Consider the following 15,104-nt stretch of genomic DNA (forward strand, 5'->3'; position numbering starts at 1 on the left):
CAATGCCTAATCTAACCGAATCTTCCGTTGAAAACTTTGCTATAGAGCTTTTAAAAAATCAAGGATACGATTATTTGTTTGGTGGAGACATTGCTCCGGATGGAAAAAATCCTTTAAGAAAATCATTTGAAGATGTGATTTTATTTGATAGATTAAAAACTGCATTAAAAAGAATAAATCCTGATTTACCTGAAAATGCAATAGATGATGCAATAAAACAGCTAACCCAAATCCACACACCGGATTTGATAGCCAATAACGAAATATTCCACAGAATGCTAACAGAAGGGATAAAGGTAACTTACCGGAAGGACGGAATTGAGCGAGGCGATATTGTATGGCTTGTTGATTTTAAAATTCCTGAAAATAACGATTTTTTAGTAGTTAACCAGTTTACCGTTATAGAAAATCATAAAAATAAAAGGCCGGATATTGTTATTTTTATCAACGGGCTTCCCGTTGTGGTAATGGAGCTAAAAAATCCTGCCATTGAAGAGGCCACTATAAAATCTGCCTTCAACCAGATTCAAACCTATAAACAAACAATACCATCTCTTTTTACCTTTAATGAGATTTTAGTCATATCCGATGGGCTTGAAGCAAAAATGGGCAGCCTGTCAGCCGGATACGACCGGTTTATGTACTGGAAAACTGCAGAGGGGAAAAAGGAAGCTTCACACCTTGTAAGCCAGCTTGAAACTTTGATAAAGGGGCTTTTAAACAAGGAAACACTTGTTGATTATATCAGATATTTCATTCTGTTTGAAAAGGCAAAGAAAGAAGATGAGAATGGACAAACAATTGTTCAAACCACAAAGAAAATAGCAGGCTATCATCAATACTATGCAGTAAATAAAGCTATAGAATCAACAATCAGAGCGATAGGCAAAATAAATAATGTCGTAAAAGAAGACCCTCTTACCTATGGGTTGCCTGATGTAAAGAGTCAACCTGAAGGGGATAAAAAAGCCGGTGTGGTCTGGCATACCCAGGGCTCTGGTAAATCACTGTCAATGCTTTTTTATGCTGGGAAAATCATACAAACAATCAATAACCCAACAATTGTTGTAATTACTGACAGAAACGACCTTGACGACCAGCTTTTTGAAACATTTGCATCAGCTACACAAATTTTAAGGCAGGAGCCTGTTCAAGCCACAAGCAGACAGCATCTTAAGGAGCTTTTAAAGGTAGATGCTGGGGGTGTGGTTTTTACAACTATTCATAAATTCTGGCCAGATGAGGGCAATATTTATGAAACCCTTTCGGATAGGGACAATATTATTGTCATTGTTGATGAAGCTCACAGAACTCAGTATGGATTTAAGGCAAAAGTTGATAAAGAAACAGGAGAGATTAAATACGGTTTTGCAAAATATTTAAGAGATGCTCTGCCAAATGCAACCTATATAGCCTTTACAGGAACACCGATTGAAAAAACTGACAGAAATACCCCTGCCGTTTTCGGAAATTATATTGATATCTACGATATTGCAAATGCTGTGGAAGATGGGGCTACTGTTCCGATTTATTATGAAAGCAGGCTTGTAAGAATCAACTTAACTGAAGAAGGGAAAAAGCTGATTGAGGAGTATGAAAAAGAATTAGATGAAGCAGGCTTATCAGAAGTAGAAAAAGAAAGGGCAAAATGGGCAAAACTTGAAGCATTGGTAGGCGCCAGGTCAAGATTAAAAGAGGTGGCAAAAGATATAGTCAATCATTTTGAAAGCCGTCTTGAAGTAATGGACGGTAAAGGGATGATTGTTACAATGACAAGAAAGATTGCTTCCGAACTTTATGATGAAATTATAAAACTTCGTCCGGAATGGCATAGTCCAGAACTAAAAAAAGGACAAATAAAAGTTGTAATGACAACATCTTCATCAGATGAACCGGAAATATCAAGATTTTACCTGACAAAAGAAGAAAGAAGGATTCTTGCAGATAGATTTAAAGACCCGGAAGATGAACTTAAGCTTGTAATTGTTGTTGATATGTGGCTAACAGGTTTTGATGTGCCTTGTCTTCATACTATGTATATTGATAAGCCGATGAAAGGTCATACATTAATGCAGGCAATTGTAAGGGTAAACAGGGTTTACAAAGATAAAACAGGTGGGCTTATAGTTGACTACATAGGTATCGCTTATGATTTAAAAGCAGCGCTATCTTTTTATGCTGAAAGTGGTGGAAAAGGTGAACCGGCTAAACTGCAGGAAGATGCCGTAAAAGTAATGCTCGAGAAGTTGGAAGTTGTCAGAGATATGTTTTACGGTTTTGAATATCAAAGATATTTTAATGCTGATACTTCACAAAAGCTAAATATTATCCTTGAAGCAGAAGATTTTATACTTGGGCTTGAAAATGGCAGAAATAGATTTATTGATGCTGTTACTGCACTGTCAAAAGCATTTGCAATAGCGGTGCCCCATCCTGAAGCAATGAATGTAAAAGAGGAAGTGGCATTTTTCCAGGCTGTTAAATCAAGGCTTATAAAGTTTGATACGGACAAAGAAAGTAAGGGTGATAACTTTGAGACGGCGATAAAGCAAATTGTAGATAAGGCAATATCTACCAATGGTGTTATTACATATTTGACGCAGCAGGGTTGAAAAAGCCTGATATTTCAATATTATCTGATGAATTTTTAGAAGAAGTAAGAAAGTTAAAACACAAAAACCTGGCAATTGAAACATTGAAAAAGCTTATTAATGATGAAATTAAAGGGCGAATGAAAATTAATCTGGTGAAAAGCAAATCTTTGATGAAAACATTGGGAGATTTGATCAAAAAGTACAACAACAAACTTTTGACAGCCGCTGAAGTTATAAATGAGCTTATAGAGCTTGCAAAAGAGATAAAAGAAAGCGATAAAGAGCCAAAAGAGATGGGGCTGACAGATTATGAATACGCTTTTTATTGTGCAGTTGCTGATAATGAAAGTGCACGGGAGCTTATGGGCAAAGAAAAGCTTAAAGAACTGGCAGCTGTTTTGTATGATAGGGTTAAGAAGAATACATCGATAGATTGGACAATAAGAGAGAGTGCAAGGGCAAAATTGCGTGTGATAGTAAAAAGAACTTTGAGACAATATGGCTATCCGCCAGATATGCAGGCTTTAGCTACTGAAACAGTATTAAAACAAGCAGAATTAATAGCGGATGAATTAGTAGCTTAACTTATTGATTATAATTAAGAAACGTTGTGTAAACATGCTACAATAAAGTAGACAAAAAACTAATAACTTATTAATATTACATTAAGAGGAGTTTAAACATGTTAAAGCAAAAAATATTTATCATTGAAGATGACAAAAAGATAGCCAATATTGTATCTTCGTACTTAAAACATGAGGGGGTTGAAGTATTTCATTTCATAAATGGAAAGGAAGCACTTGATGCTGTAATAGAATTAAATCCTGATCTTATAATTTTAGATTTAATGTTACCTGATATAAGTGGAGAGGAGCTTTGTCAGGATATAAAAGAGATGGTTGATATACCAATTATAATGTTAACTGCTAAAAGTTCTGAAGAAGAAAAATTGGCTGGTTTTGCACTTGGTGCGGATGATTATGTTACTAAGCCGTTTAGCCCTAGAGAATTGATTTACCGAGTTAAAGCTATTTTAAAAAGGGTAAGAAAGAGTAGTAGTGAAAAACTATCTTTTAATAATGGCGAACTAATATTGGATAGTTCAAAATATGAAGCATTGTTAAATGGAAAGAATTTAAACCTTACACCTACAGAGTTCAAAATATTATTAGTTCTTGCAGAAAAGCCTGAAAAAGTTTTTAGTAGATATGATATTATAGAACAGGCACTTGGTTATCAATTTGATGGTTATGATAGAAATGTAGATGCACATATAAAAAATATTAGAGCTAAAATGTCTAAACTTTCTGAAGATGCGAAATATATTGTAACTGTTTATGGTGTCGGTTATAAATTCGTTGGTGTTAGAGATAAATGAGATTAAATTTATCTACAAAGATCTTTATATTACTTGTAGTTGTTGCTGTCATTTCTATGTCTTCAAGTTTTCTAATTGTCTATTTTGTCCAAAAAGATTTCGATAAATACAAAAAAAATGAACAATTAAATAGGATAAATTGGATTATATCGGATATACAAAATGGTTATCGTAAATATAAAGGTTGGAATTTAGATGTTTTAAAAGAGGATATAACTTGGATATCATTGCTGGGTTTTGAAATTATTATAATTGATAAAAATGGAAAAACTGTAATTACTACATTGGAAGGGGAAAAAGATTTTTCTTTTTATATAAAGCATTTTAATAAATACCCTTTAATTGTTAATAATGAAAATATAGGATATGTTTATTTAAAGGTATTAAATAATATAAATTCTGAGATATTTAAAAGAAGAGTTTTGAGATTTTTTATTATAGTTATTGTTGTTCTTGGTTTGTTAATTTTTAGTTTAAGTTTGATCTTTTCAAGAAAAATAACAAAACCTATAGTGACACTTGCAAAGCATGCAGAAAAGTTAAAAAGGGGGATTTATCCTGAGTTTAAAGTTTATGAAAGTAAAGATGAAATCGAATTGCTGAGTAAGAAATTCAAAGAAATGGTTGAGGCTATTAAAAATTATGAACATTTGAGGAAAAAAGTTTTTACTAATACTATTCACGAATTACGGACACCTTTAACGATTATTAGAGGAGAACTCGAAGGGATCATTGATGGGATTTTTATCCCTGATGAGAAAAAGATTAATTCAATATTAGAAGAGATTATAAGGTTACAACATATTGTCGAAGGTGTGGAAAATCTTGCAAGAGCTGAATCTTCATCTGTAACTTTGGAAAAGGAATATTTTGTTTTATATGATGAGGTGAAAACAATATATACTATGTATCAATCTCAATTTGATGGCATAATGCTAAATATAAATATTGATAAGAACTATAAGATTTATGCAGATAGAAATAAGATAAGGCAGGTTCTAATAAACTTGATAGAAAATGCTTTAAAAGCAGTAGATAAAGAAAACGGCAAAATTGAAATATTTGCATATGATGAGAATAACATGAGCAAAATTATTATAAAAGATAATGGTTGTGGAATCAGTGATGAAGATTTACCTTATATTTTTGAAAGATTTTTCTCGAAACGAGGCAGTCTTGGGGTTGGACTTGCAATAGTGAAAGAAATTATTGATGCCCATGGTGGCAAGATAGAGGTGATTAGTAAATCAGGAATCGGTACTAGCTTTATATTATATTTACCAAAAGAATAGAGTGCTGTGTGGATTATTCACACAGCACTTAGTATAATTTAATTTTTGATCATTACTATTCGAAAACCAATTCTGACCGAAATACTATCTTGATAGTCCCAATTTCTAGAAGCCAATCTAACCAGTGATGGTTTACATGGCCATCCACCGCCTCTAATAACCCTTTTATTCTCTTTATTCAATTCTGGTTTTGGACCTTTTGGATTTCTTAAAGGAGATTTTAAATAATAATCGTGAGCGTAAACATCTTCTGTCCATTCCCAGACGTTACCTAACATATCATATAAACCAAATTTGTTTGGTTTGAAACTACCAACAGGTGCTGTTACAGCAAAACCGTCATTACATTGAAAGTTATCCCATGTAAAGTTTTTAAAAGTTTTTTTAGATGTTGTATCATGAACATTAGCATATTCACAAATTACAGATACATTATCACCCCAGTAAAAATCTTTTCTAGAACCAGCTCTTGCTGTATATTCCCATTCAGCTTCAGTGGGCAATCTAAAAATAATGTCATTTCTTTTGGAAAGCCACTTTGTGAAATTCTTGGCATCTTCCCAGCTTATATTGACAACAGGTTGTTTATCGCCATTCAAGGAGTAACCTTTATATTTTCCACTATTATGTTTGGGTTCAAACTTTCTATACTGCTCATTAGTTATCTCATAGATACTCATATAAAATTCATCTACACAGACTTTATGAAGAGGTTTTTCATCAATATTACCATTATTATCTCCCATCCAAAAACAGCCACCAGGTATTCTTACAAATTTTATACCTGTAGTCGGTTCTATATAATAATCAGCAGTATACCCAAAGTTACTAAAGATTAAACTAAATATAAAAAATAATGTAATTAAAATAAATTTCTTCATCTTATACCTCTACCTTCCAAACATTGTATCCACAAATGCATAACCTTTCATTTGATAACCTATCAAAGTTATAAAACTGTTATCTACTACATCTATTTCAGATAATATATCGTCGTTTTTTATTCCTAACACCTTAGTGGCAATTCCACATTGAACTAATTTAATATTTTTTGCAGCCAGTATTTTAATTTGTTTCTGAATTAATTTTTTTACTGGTAATTCTATTTCATCTACATATTTATTCCCTTTAGTTACATATAATGATCCTTTTCCTCTAATAGCGACCACTATATCTCCTCGTTTGTTATACTTTTCCAAATCTTTCACCGTTTGTTCTATTAATTTAAGCCTAAATAATAATAGTTCGGGTTTGTTTACATTTACATCAAAAATCACATTAGCTTTTTTAACCCCTTTTAGAACCTCTTCATTTGTTAGTTTGCCCGCAAAACTCATTATTGGTAAAGCTAAAATAACTAAAAATACAACTAAAGTTTTTTTCATGATTCCCTCCATAGTAATTTTTTGTTATGTTGTATCATAGTATTAGAATATACAAATAAATATAATTAAAATGTGAAAATATTATGAAAAATTATGAAGATTAGTTAAGCTAGATAAAAGTTTAAAATTCATAATTTTTCACATTTATTTCATATTTTTTTCAAAAAAAGGAATTAATTTACATGCAACAGCAGAAGCTGAAAAACACAGTAGGAGGTTAGGTATGAAAAAGGTATTTTTAACTTTATTAGGGGTTGTAGGTTTGATATTTATTTTAAGCTATGGTTATGCGTGGATGGGCCCTTGGGGTGGATACGGTTATAACGGCTATGCACAAGGATATAGTTCAATGATGCAGGGCCCATGGATGGATTATTGCATGGATATGCATTATGGGCAAGCAGGGGCAGGTGTACAGATAAGTAAAGAAGTTGCAGTAAAAAATGTAAAGGATCTTCTTGCGAGTAACTATCCTGGGTGGAAGGTTGAAAATGTTGAATCCTTTAGAATGCCTATGGGGACAATGTATAATGTTGTAGCATCTGATAAATCTGGTAACAAATTCATGTTTAGGGTTAATCCTTGGGGCTATGTAATGGGCCCTTTTCAGCTAATTAATTAGTTAGTTTATGCTGGGGAGTTTCGACCTCCTCTCTCCCCAGCTCATTATTTTATGTGGAGGATTTTGTGAAAATACCATTATTAGGTTTTTTTGTAATCATAAATTTATATGTGTTTTCTATTTTAGGTTATGCTTTCGGTAACACACAATATTCTAATTTTGATGACAAATCCAATGCACACTCCATTATTAAAATAGGTTTTTGGAATAATGATTGTATGAATTATTACATGCCAAATAAATCAAAAAAAAAAATGTTAAATATTATTAAAAAATATATAAAAAGTAATTATCCAAATTGGGAAATTATTAGTATAGAATCTACAAAAGTTCCAATGGGAATAATGTATGTTATATATACTATGGATAATTCTGGTAATAAGTATATTTTTAGGATAAATCCTTGGGGTTATGTTATGGGGCCTTTTGAAGTTAAAAAATAATTATTAAAATTAAGGAAGGATTTATATGGTAAAAAATAATAAAAAAGATGAAATGTTATGTACTTTGGATGGTCTTGATTGTCCTAGTTGTGCTGCTAAAATTGAGCAGGCTTTTCACAAAAATGGACTTGATTATGCAATGATAAACTTTACATCGAAGAGTGTTAAGCTTAAAAATTCGGATATTGAAAAAGCAAAAGAAATATTGAAAAAGGTAGAGCCAAATATTCATCTAATACCCAATAAAAAAATCCAGAAGTATTATCTTGTTGGTTTAAGTTGTGCTGATTGTGCAAAAAGAATTGAAGAGCGTATAAGAAAAATAAAGGGTTTAGAAAATGTAACACTGAATTTTGCTGCTGGTACAATAGCTTTCGATCCAAGATTTTTAGATAAGGTGGAAGAAATTATTAAAGAAGTTGAACCAGGTGTTACATTGCAAAAAATAGATAGTGATGTTGATGACGAACCGATAGAAGAAAATAATAAGTTAGCAACACTGGTTATGGTTGTAAGCTTTTTTTTACTGATTATTGGGATAATATTTAAACAGAAACTACATAATACACCATATTCTGTAGCCGAATATATACTTTTTCTGAGTATTTATTTATTGGTTGGCTGGAAGGTTTTAACTACAGCTATTAGGAATATCTTAAGAGGTAATTTTTTTGATGAAAACTTTTTAATGACTATTGCAACTACAGGGGCTATTATAATTCATCAACTTCCTGAAGCTGTAGGAGTAATGCTTTTTTATTATGTAGGTGAATATTTCCAAGAACTTGCTGTAAATAATTCCAGAAAATCGATCAAAGCACTTTTAGATATTAAAGCGGAATACGCTAATTTAAGGCTAAATGGAACTACTAAAAAAGTATCTCCAGAGATGGTGAATGTTGGTGATATTATAGTTATAAAACCTGGAGAGAGGGTTCCGCTTGATGGTGTTGTAATAGATGGAGTATCTTTTGTGGACACATCAGCGCTTACTGGTGAGTCAGTACCTAAGAAAGTTAAAAAAGGGGATGATGTATTAGCAGGAATGGTAAATACAAATGGATTATTAACTGTAAAAGTTACTAAAAAATTTGAAGATTCATCTCTGGCAAAAATATTGGATTTGGTTGAAAATGCAGGTAGTAGAAAAGCGCCGACTGAAAAGTTTATTACAAAATTTTCAAGATATTATACACCTGTGGTGGTTATTGGTGCAGCCTTGCTAGCTATTGTGCCACCTTTAATTATCCCAGGAGCGGCTTTTAATGATTGGATTTATAGAGCATTAATTTTGTTAGTAATTTCATGCCCATGTGCTCTAGTAGTTTCTATCCCTTTAGGGTACTTTGGTGGTATAGGAGGATCTTCAAAGAAGGGTATATTGGTAAAAGGGGCAAATTTTCTGGAAGTTTTAGCAAAATTACATACTGTTGTTTTCGACAAGACTGGCACTTTAACAAAGGGTGTATTTAAAGTTGCAGAAATAAAAAGTATAAATGGATTTTCTGAAGAAGATGTGTTGAAATATGCTGCAATAGCAGAAGCAAACTCAAATCATCCAATAGCTGTTTCGATATTAGAAGCTTACAAAGGTGATTTAAATTTAGATGATATTGAAAAGTATGAAGAGATTGCAGGACACGGTATTAAGGTAATATATAAAGGTAAGGAAATAATTGTGGGTAATGATAGATTCTTTCATAAAGAGAATATAGAACATCAGGATTATTGTAATCTGGAAGGAACTGTTGTGTATGTTGCTGTAGATGGTATATTTGTTGGTTATCTTATTATTTCTGATGAAATAAAAGATGATGCTAAAGATACAATAACTAAACTTAAAAAAATTGGGGTTAAACGCACTGTAATGCTAACTGGTGATGATAAAAGTGTAGCTGAGAATGTTGCAGCAAAATTAGGGATAGATGATGTTTATGCTAATTTATTACCCGAAGATAAAGTTTATAAAGTGGAAGAATTGTTGAAAGGTTTAAATGAAAAAGAAAAACTTGCTTTTGTAGGTGATGGTATAAATGATGCCCCTGTGATTACTCGGGCTGATGTGGGAATTGCTATGGGTGGCTTAGGTTCTGATGCTGCAATTGAAGCTGCAGATGTGGTAATTATGGATGATAAACCATCTAAAATTGTCACTGCAATAGAAATCTCAAGATTTACGAAAAAAATTGTTGTTCAAAATATTATGTTTGCTCTAGGTGTTAAATTCATATTTGTCTTTCTTGGTTCATTTGGTATGGCTACAATGTGGGAAGCTGTATTTGCAGATGTTGGTGTTGCGTTATTGGCTGTTCTTAATGCTACGAGAACACTAAAATTTAAGGGATCATCTAATTAAATTAATAAATTCAAATTAAAATGTTTTTAGTAAATAAAATCTGATATTTTCAATTGACATAATTTTTGAAAAGCATATTATATATAAATCCCCCCCTATATGGGTGGCTGGATTAAAAGTAAGAAAGGAAGGTTGTGATGAGAGAGAAAATATTTACAGTAAAAGGGATGACATGTGCATCATGTGTTAATCGGATAGAAAAGAAAGTGTCTAAAATTGATGGGATAGAAAAAGTCAGTGTAAATCTTGCCACAGAAAAGATGCTTGTGTCCTTTAATCCAGAAAAAGTGGATGATGAAAAAATTAAAAATGCAGTAAAAGATGCTGGCTATGATATTGAAGAAGGGAGTGATTTGAAAACTGTTTCTATTCCCATTAAAGGGATGACATGTTCTTCTTGTGCAAACGCTATTTCTAAGAATATAGGGAAACTTGATGGTATAAAATCTGCAAATGTAAATTTTGCTTCAGAAAAAGCTGTTGTTACATATGATCCTTCCAAAGTAAGATTATCTGAAATTAAAAAAGCAATTACAGATGCAGGGTATAAACCTCTTGATATAGAAAAAGGTGATAGTGTTGATTATGAGAAAAAAAGAAGAGATAAAGAAATAAAGACTTTAAAGTTAAAAGTTATTATTTCAGCAATTTTTTCTATCCCGCTACTTTATATTTCAATGGGTCATTTAATCGGATTGAATCTCCCTGATTTCATAAATCCTCAAAAACATCCATTTAATTTTGCTTTAGCTCAGGCTTTACTTGTAATTCCTATTATTATAGCAGGGTATAAATTCTATACGATTGGTTTCAAAAATCTTTTTAAACTTAGCCCAAATATGGATTCGTTGATTGCGATTGGTACATCTTCAGCTATCGTTTATGGTTTATATGGTGTCATTGCAATTTTTTTTGGTAATACAAAATATGTAAATGATCTTTATTTTGAAACTGCTGGTGTAATAATCACTTTAATATTACTTGGAAAATATCTTGAAAGTGTAAGTAAAGGTAAAACATCAGAAGCTATAAAAAAACTTATGGGGCTACAACCTAAAACGGCTTTAATTTTAAAAGATGGAAAAGAGATGGAAATTCCTGTAGATGAAGTAGAAGTTGGAGATATCGTCATTGTTAAACCTGGTGAGAAAATACCTGTAGATGGAGTTATCATAGATGGATATACATCTGTTGATGAATCGATGTTAACAGGTGAAAGTATTCCTGTAGAAAAAAGGGTTGGAGACAAGGTAATCGGTGGGTCGATTAATAAAAATGGCAACATTAAGTTTAAAGCTACAAAAGTTGGAAAAGATACTGCTCTAGCTCAGATTATTAAATTAGTGGAAGAAGCGCAAGGTTCAAAAGCACCTATTGCAAAATTGGCTGATATAATTTCAGGATACTTTGTTCCTGTTGTGATTGCGATAGCAATTTTATCAGCGGTAGCTTGGTATTTCGCAGGTGCGGGCGGTATTTTTGCATTGACAATTTTTATATCCGTTTTAGTGATTGCATGTCCTTGTGCTCTTGGGCTTGCTACACCTACAGCGATAATGGTGGGTACAGGAAAAGGAGCAGAAAATGGTATTCTGATAAAGAGTGGAGAAGCATTGGAGACAGCTCATAAAATTGATACAGTTGTTTTTGATAAAACTGGAACAATAACAGAAGGTAAACCAAAAGTGACTGATGTGGTGGTTTTTGACAATTTTACAAAGAACGATCTTCTTAGTTTAGCTGCTTCGGCTGAAAAGGGTTCTGAACATCCGCTTGGTGATGCTATAGTTAGAGCAGCTGAGGAAAGAGGTTTGGAATTTAAAAAGGTTGATAAGTTCTTAGCTATTCCTGGTTTTGGTATTGAGGTGCATATAGATAATAAGCAGATTTATCTTGGTAACATAGAGCTTATGAGAGAGAAAGGTGTTGATATTACATCTCAGATGAACCTGTTTGAAAAACTCGCAAAAGAAGGAAAAACTCCTATGTTTGTTGCTGTTGATGGTAAATTAAAAGGTATTATTGCGGTGGCAGATACTGTGAAGCCATCAAGTGTTAAGGCTGTTGAAAAACTTCACGAGATGGGGATAAAGGTTGCAATGATTACAGGTGATAATAAAAGAACAGCTGAAGCAATAGCTAAAGAGGTAGGAATAGATATAGTACTAGCAGAGGTTTTACCACAGGATAAGGCAAACGAAGTTAAAAAACTTCAAGAAAGAGGACATGTTGTTGCAATGGTAGGTGATGGTATAAATGATGCTCCGGCACTTGCACAGGCTGATATTGGTATAGCCATTGGATCAGGAACTGATGTGGCTATGGAATCTGCAGATATTGTATTGATGAAAAGTGACTTGTTGGATGTTGTTACTGCAATTCAGTTGAGTAAAGCAACAATTAGAAATATAAAGCAGAATCTATTTTGGGCGTTTGCGTATAATACTTTGGGGATTCCAATTGCTGCAGGAGTGTTACATATATTTGGTGGTCCACTTCTTAGTCCTATGATTGCTGCAGCAGCAATGGCTTTTAGCTCAGTTTCTGTAGTTACAAATGCGTTAAGATTGAAAAAGTTTAAAATAGAACACTAAAAAAGGAGGTAAGTTGTTATGAAAAAAACAATAATTATCGAAGGTATGAGCTGTGATCATTGTGTTATGAGTGTTAAAAAAGAGCTTGAATCATTAAGTTGCACAGATAATGTTGAAGTGGAAATAGGAAAGGCTGTGGTTGAATGTAGCGATATTGATGATAATGCATTGATTGAGGCAGTGGAAGAAGCTGGTTATACTGTTAAAGAAATAATAGCAGAAAATGACGAGAAAGGTTGTTGTAATTAAACTGAAGGGTCTTGCCCTTCGGTTTAATTACAGGTGTGTGTTATGGACAGAAAAGAAGCTTTACAATATTTGAAAACTGCAAGAGGGCAGACAGATGCTGTTATTAAAATGGTTGAGGGCGGGAAATATTGTATAGATATTTCAAAACAGATACTTGCTTGTATTGCCCTTTTGAAAAAGGCAAATGTAAATATATTGAACTCTCATTTACAAAGCTGTGTTAAAAAGGCAATATCTTCACGAGATGGTGAAGATATTGAAAGAAAACTTAAAGAATTAGCTGAGATTATAGAATACTTAAATAAAGTACTTTAGTTTTCAATAGATTATAAAAGTGATTTCTTTAACATAAATTCCTATACGTTTAGTGTGAAATGTTTACATAGTTTGTGTAACTTTTTTACACACTTTTGGATTGTAAGGTTTAGTTAATTTAATATTAACAGTATATTATAACACTTTAATAATTGGCATTGTTTTTGTTTATAAAGTAATAAATGAGTGTAGGAGGTTGTTAAGATGTATGGATATAGATGGTTCGGTTTTATGTGGATGTTTAAGATATTGGTTTGGATTTTGATAATTGTTGGGTTTGTTTTATTTCTAATAATTATAGTTAGAAGTTTTGGTGGGATTAAACAGCATGATAAAGCTGTTGAATCTAAAAGATTATTAGAAATTCTAAAAGAAAGATATGCTAAAGGGGAAATTGATAGAGATGTATATTTAAAAATGAAAAAAGATTTAGAAAGTTGAAAGGAGGAAAAGGAATGATTACAAGAAGAAGATTTAATATGGGATTGGCAGGAGCTTTACTAGTAGGTGGATTAGGTATACCAAAAGGGTTCGCAAATGAAAAATCTGAATGGGATACTTTACCAACTCCACCTTTATTAGAAAATGAATCGAATGAAAAAGGTTATGTGAAATATACCTTAAATGTTCAACAAGGTATGTATGAATATTTTACAGGAGTAAAAGTACCATCTTTAGGCTACAATGGAAATATACTGGGCCCAACTCTAAAAGCTAAAAAAGGTGACATTGTGGAAATAAAAGTAAAAAATTTTCTTAAGGAAGAAACTACAGTTCATTGGCATGGTATGGTAGTTCCTGGCGAAATGGATGGGGGACCACATCAAGTTGTTTCTCCAAATGGTAGTGAATGGACTGCAAGATTCAAAGTAGAGCAACAAGCAGCAACACTGTGGTATCATCCCCATGGAATTGGGACTACTGCTTCTCAGGTTTATGGTGGCCTTGGTGGATTGTTTATAGTAGAGGATGAAAATAGGTTGAATTTACCAAATGAATATGGTGTAGATGATATTCCTTTGGTGATTCAAGATAAAAGATTTTCACAAAAAGGTGATCTTCTTTATTTGACCAACATGAATGATATTATGTATGGAATGTTGGGTAATAAAGTTTTGGTAAATGGTGTGATTGAACCTAAAAAGACAATTCCAAGAGGTAAAGTTAGATTTAGAATTTTAAATGCTTCTAATGCAAGAAGCTATAACTTAAAGTTCAATAACAAGTTACCATTTGTAATAATTGCTTCAGATGGCGGTTTATTAGAAAAACCTATAAAAGTGAATGATGTTTTACTATCACCAGGGGAAAGAGTGGAAATAGTAGCTGATTTTTCTGAATTTGATGAAGGTAGTGAAATCTTATTTGGTGATAGAGGATACAACTTTCTAACTTTAAAGGTGGGGAAAAAAGGGAAAAGGTATGAAATTCCTACCAGGTTGATTGATATAGATAAGATATCTGAGAAGGATGTTGTAAGAGTAAGAGAGTTTGTATTAAGCGGTCTGGGACATATGGTGACTATTAATGGTAAACAATTTCAAATGAATAGAATTGATGAAAACACTAAGATTGGTACAACTGAGATTTGGAGAGTTTCTGTTAGAATGGGAATGCATGGGATGATGGGTGGAGGTAGAAATTCAATAATTCACAACTTTCATGCTCATGGTGTACTTTTTCAAGTTTTAAAAAGAAATGGAAGGAAGCCTACAGGGCATGAACAGGGTTGGAAAGATACAATCGCTTTAAGAAATGGTGATACTGTGGATTTGATAATGAACTTCAGGAAAAAGGGTGTTTTTATGTATCATTGCCATATACTTGAACATGAGGATAACGGTATGATGGGTCAATTTTTAGTAAGTTAGGAATA

Annotated in this window: 12 protein-coding genes and 1 pseudogene; 11 read left to right on the forward strand and 2 right to left on the reverse strand. The window is 32.5% G+C overall.

What is annotated here, in order from left to right; all coding sequences use genetic code 11:
• The first annotated feature begins 2 nt into the window (after positions 1-2).
• The 3 genes and pseudogenes from DEFDS_RS01490 to DEFDS_RS01500 all read left to right on the forward strand — a co-directional run bounded on the left by DEFDS_RS01490 (position 3) and on the right by DEFDS_RS01500 (position 5,264).
• Positions 3-3,178, forward strand: a pseudogene (locus DEFDS_RS01490) (type I restriction endonuclease subunit R).
• A 98-nt stretch (positions 3,179-3,276) separates the two neighbouring features.
• The gene (locus DEFDS_RS01495) at positions 3,277-3,972 is read left to right on the forward strand and encodes a response regulator transcription factor (protein WP_013007046.1); all 696 of its coding nucleotides are present in this window, start codon (positions 3,277-3,279) and stop codon (positions 3,970-3,972) included.
• Entirely contained in the window at positions 3,969-5,264 is a 1,296-nt protein-coding gene (locus tag DEFDS_RS01500) for a sensor histidine kinase (protein WP_013007047.1), read from the forward strand. Before DEFDS_RS01495 ends, DEFDS_RS01500 begins: the two co-directional genes overlap by 4 nt.
• Positions 5,265-5,302: 38 nt before the next feature.
• On the opposite strand, the gene DEFDS_RS01505 is transcribed toward DEFDS_RS01500, so the two are convergent.
• On the reverse strand, positions 5,303-6,145 hold the full coding sequence (locus tag DEFDS_RS01505; RefSeq protein WP_013007048.1) for a formylglycine-generating enzyme family protein: 843 nt from the start codon (positions 6,143-6,145) through the stop codon (positions 5,303-5,305).
• 9 nt (positions 6,146-6,154) lie between these two features.
• Positions 6,155-6,649 carry a DsrE family protein gene (locus tag DEFDS_RS01510; protein WP_013007049.1) on the reverse strand — a complete coding sequence of 165 codons (495 nt, stop codon included), beginning with the start codon at positions 6,647-6,649 and terminating at the stop codon, positions 6,155-6,157.
• Positions 6,650-6,872: 223 nt separating this feature from the next.
• On the opposite strand from DEFDS_RS01510, the gene DEFDS_RS01515 reads away from it, so the two are divergent.
• The 8 genes from DEFDS_RS01515 to DEFDS_RS01550 all read left to right on the forward strand — a co-directional run bounded on the left by DEFDS_RS01515 (position 6,873) and on the right by DEFDS_RS01550 (position 15,099).
• Positions 6,873-7,271 (forward strand): hypothetical protein, encoded by a 399-nt coding sequence (locus DEFDS_RS01515; protein WP_013007050.1) that lies wholly within the window; start codon positions 6,873-6,875, stop codon positions 7,269-7,271.
• Between the two features lie 65 nt (positions 7,272-7,336).
• A complete protein-coding gene (locus DEFDS_RS01520; protein WP_013007051.1) occupies positions 7,337-7,714 on the forward strand; it encodes a hypothetical protein in 378 nt (125 codons plus the stop codon).
• A 25-nt stretch (positions 7,715-7,739) separates the two neighbouring features.
• Positions 7,740-10,070 carry a heavy metal translocating P-type ATPase gene (locus tag DEFDS_RS01525; protein WP_013007052.1) on the forward strand — a complete coding sequence of 777 codons (2,331 nt, stop codon included), beginning with the start codon at positions 7,740-7,742 and terminating at the stop codon, positions 10,068-10,070.
• Between the two features lie 137 nt (positions 10,071-10,207).
• Positions 10,208-12,664, forward strand: coding sequence for a heavy metal translocating P-type ATPase (locus DEFDS_RS01530; protein WP_041223545.1), 2,457 nt, complete (start codon positions 10,208-10,210; stop codon positions 12,662-12,664).
• Between the two features lie 18 nt (positions 12,665-12,682).
• Positions 12,683-12,913: a heavy-metal-associated domain-containing protein gene (locus DEFDS_RS01535; RefSeq protein WP_013007054.1), complete on the forward strand. Its 231-nt coding sequence runs from the start codon at positions 12,683-12,685 to the stop codon at positions 12,911-12,913.
• Positions 12,914-12,955: 42 nt separating this feature from the next.
• Positions 12,956-13,228, forward strand: a complete 273-nt coding sequence (locus DEFDS_RS01540) for a metal-sensing transcriptional repressor (protein ID WP_013007055.1) — start codon at positions 12,956-12,958, stop codon at positions 13,226-13,228.
• Positions 13,229-13,432: 204 nt separating this feature from the next.
• The gene (locus DEFDS_RS01545; protein WP_013007056.1) at positions 13,433-13,669 is read left to right on the forward strand and encodes an SHOCT domain-containing protein; all 237 of its coding nucleotides are present in this window, start codon (positions 13,433-13,435) and stop codon (positions 13,667-13,669) included.
• 14 nt (positions 13,670-13,683) lie between these two features.
• Complete coding sequence (locus DEFDS_RS01550) at positions 13,684-15,099, forward strand: multicopper oxidase family protein (protein ID WP_197530226.1); 1,416 nt, start codon at positions 13,684-13,686, stop codon at positions 15,097-15,099.
• The last annotated feature ends 5 nt before the right edge of the window (positions 15,100-15,104 follow it).

Source organism: Deferribacter desulfuricans SSM1 (assembly GCF_000010985.1).
Taxonomy (GTDB): domain Bacteria; phylum Chrysiogenota; class Deferribacteres; order Deferribacterales; family Deferribacteraceae; genus Deferribacter; species Deferribacter desulfuricans.

Excerpts from the sequence above, each read along its gene's own strand:
- DEFDS_RS01500 (WP_013007047.1), top strand. The coding sequence starts at position 3,969 with ATGAGATTAAATTTATCTACAAAGATCTTTATATTACTTGTAGTTGTT.
- DEFDS_RS01495 (WP_013007046.1), top strand. The coding sequence starts at position 3,277 with ATGTTAAAGCAAAAAATATTTATCATTGAAGATGACAAAAAGATAGCC.
- DEFDS_RS01535 (WP_013007054.1), top strand. The coding sequence starts at position 12,683 with ATGAAAAAAACAATAATTATCGAAGGTATGAGCTGTGATCATTGTGTT.
- DEFDS_RS01540 (WP_013007055.1), top strand. The coding sequence starts at position 12,956 with ATGGACAGAAAAGAAGCTTTACAATATTTGAAAACTGCAAGAGGGCAG.
- DEFDS_RS01510 (WP_013007049.1), bottom strand. The coding sequence starts at position 6,649 with ATGAAAAAAACTTTAGTTGTATTTTTAGTTATTTTAGCTTTACCAATA.
- DEFDS_RS01505 (WP_013007048.1), bottom strand. The coding sequence starts at position 6,145 with ATGAAGAAATTTATTTTAATTACATTATTTTTTATATTTAGTTTAATC.
- DEFDS_RS01545 (WP_013007056.1), top strand. The coding sequence starts at position 13,433 with ATGTATGGATATAGATGGTTCGGTTTTATGTGGATGTTTAAGATATTG.
- DEFDS_RS01525 (WP_013007052.1), top strand. The coding sequence starts at position 7,740 with ATGGTAAAAAATAATAAAAAAGATGAAATGTTATGTACTTTGGATGGT.
- DEFDS_RS01550 (WP_197530226.1), top strand. The coding sequence starts at position 13,684 with ATGATTACAAGAAGAAGATTTAATATGGGATTGGCAGGAGCTTTACTA.
- DEFDS_RS01515 (WP_013007050.1), top strand. The coding sequence starts at position 6,873 with ATGAAAAAGGTATTTTTAACTTTATTAGGGGTTGTAGGTTTGATATTT.
- DEFDS_RS01530 (WP_041223545.1), top strand. The coding sequence starts at position 10,208 with ATGAGAGAGAAAATATTTACAGTAAAAGGGATGACATGTGCATCATGT.